Annotated in this window: 2 protein-coding genes; one reads left to right on the top strand and one right to left on the bottom strand. The window is 65.8% G+C overall.

Features of this window, described 5'->3' with window-relative positions; translation table 11 throughout:
* Positions 1–1,828, bottom strand: a 1,828-nt coding sequence (locus WAO18_RS00365; RefSeq protein WP_422202927.1) for a TIGR00374 family protein, incomplete at its 3' end; no start/stop codon positions are given.
* A 235-nt stretch (positions 1,829–2,063) separates the two neighbouring features.
* Here WAO18_RS00365 and WAO18_RS00360 point away from each other — a divergent pair.
* The coding region (locus tag WAO18_RS00360; RefSeq protein ID WP_422202928.1) for a class I SAM-dependent methyltransferase at positions 2,064–2,216 on the top strand (153 nt) is incomplete at its 3' end.

Below are 2,216 nucleotides of genomic sequence, written 5' to 3'. Positions count from 1 at the left end.
GCACGTGCATGATCACCTGCATCGACTGCTGTAGCGCGACGGCGGTGGTGGCCCGCGTGGTGCTGAGACCGCTCTTCTGCAGGATTCGGGTGCTCAGCGCGAGCCCGCCGACGCCGGCCGGGGTGGTGGTGGCGGCAAAAGTGTTGGCCACCTGGGCGATCGTGAGTCGCCAGAAGTTCACCGACTCGTCGGCGCTGGCCCACAACGCGGCCGCGGCGCCGACGTACGTCGACGCCGAAATCGCCAGGCCCAGCAGCGCCCACCACCAATTGGCTTTGCCCAGCGCGTTGAAGAACGTCGGCACCGTGCTGATGAACGGATACGCGACATAGACCAGCGCCACGAGCAACACCAACTGGATGAGCTGGCCGCGGCTGAACCGGGTGACCGCTTCGGGTTGGATTTTCTCGGTGCCGGTCTGGCGCATCACGGCGGCGCGGCTTCGGGAGATGACAGCTTTGGGGTCGTTGACCGAGTCCCGGATATGTTTCGGCACAGCGGTTTTGGTGAGCCTGCGCGACGCCGTCAGCACGGTGTCCTTGCCGAGCACGTCGATCGCGGCGGCTACTGCCTCATCCGCGCCGTAGAGCGCCGATGTCGTCACCAACAATTGGGCGATGTCGGCCTGAAGTTGGTTGTCGGTTGCGCCGTATTCCGCGCTGCCGAAGCCGCCGAAAAACACCGCACCGTGGCTGACGGTGATTTCCTGCGCGCGCAGATCGCCGTGAGCGATCTGATGCTCCTGCAGCTTGTGCAGCGATTCCCATACTTCGGCGACCGGTGTCGAAGTGTGGCACTTCTTCAGCGGCTCGCCGCGAATCTGCTTGTGCGCGTAAATCGTCCAGCCGCGATCCAGGAGGCCGACGGCGATCGTCGTAGTGTTGGCGATGCCAAGGTCGCCGATCGCGATCGCCATCAGCGCGCGATGCTCGACGGCGCGACGCATCGACGCCTGAAGGGGAGCGGTCTCGCTGCCACGCAGCCGCAGTATCCGCCAGGCCTGCTGCAATACGCCGCCGCTGCGTTGATGCGGCCCATACATCTCGACCACGGCATTCTCGTCAGGATCCTCGGTGACCGCCGACAGCACCAGCGGCCCGGAGCCGGCGGGGCGGACCACCCTTAGGCCGGTCACCGCGAATCCCCGTTTGGCCATCGCGCGCACCGCGCCGTCCAGCGGTACCTCGAGGGCGGGGGTGCCGCTGACCAGGATCACCAGCGCACCGACGAACCAGCCGACGGCCAGGCCCAGCAGCGAGCGGGCCGGCACGATGGCGCTGACCACGAGGTGGATCGGGATGAACGCCAGCAGCAGCGTCCACCACCAGTGCCGCCAGCGGGCGGGCAGCCATGGACCGGAGACGGTGAGCACCGCGGCGAGCATCCCGATCCAGCGTGGGTCGTCGAGGAACTGAGACAGCACGGTGCGCATGCGGTCGTTCAGGTCGAAATGCCACTGCGGGGCGGCCAGGCCCGTGCCGCTGATCGACAAGGCCAGCACGGAGATCAACGCTGCCGCCGCGTAGGGGATCAGCAGTCGCCATTGCCGGGCCAGGATCAGGCCGATCAGGATCATGAATGGCAACGCCAGGACGGCGAGGCCGTAGACCAGGTAGACCACGTCGGACTGGGTGGGCGTCAGCACCCCGACGATGCGGGAGACGGACTTCTCCAGTTCGTCCCACCGCGTGCGGGTGACCAGGGAACTGGTGATCACGGTCGCCAGTAGCGCCCCTGACAGCGCGACCCGAAGCATGTCGTTGGTACGCCGAGTCAAGGGTTGCAGCAAGTTCCCGGTAACGGTCACTTCGCGCCCGTCGACGTGCATGCTCCAAGCAACCTCCGGCCTGCGTCTGACAGCGTTCCGCCGACAACATAACCGGTGACCTCCGTCGACAGCCGGATTGCCGGGCCTTTAGGGCTGAGCAGGCGTTCTGGTGAGTCACAGCAGTCACCCGTGCACCAGACTCCGACCATGACGTGAGGTTTGGAAACGGAGCCATATGCGATATCACCGGGGCGACGCACAGCCGATACAAAGGCGACTCACGTAGGTTCGATTTATGGCGAGAACTGACAACGACACCTGGGAAATCACCGAAAGTGTTGGCGCGACAGCGCTGGGCGTCGCTTCGGCACGCGCAGCCGAGACCGAGAGCGACAACCCGCTGATCCACGATCCGTTCGCGCGAGTGTTCCTCGACGCTGCCGGAGAC

Origin of the sequence: Mycobacterium sp., from assembly GCF_049278535.1 — a bacterium.
In the GTDB taxonomy this organism is placed as follows: domain Bacteria; phylum Actinomycetota; class Actinomycetes; order Mycobacteriales; family Mycobacteriaceae; genus Mycobacterium.
This window is presented reverse-complemented; position numbering and strand designations above follow the sequence as displayed.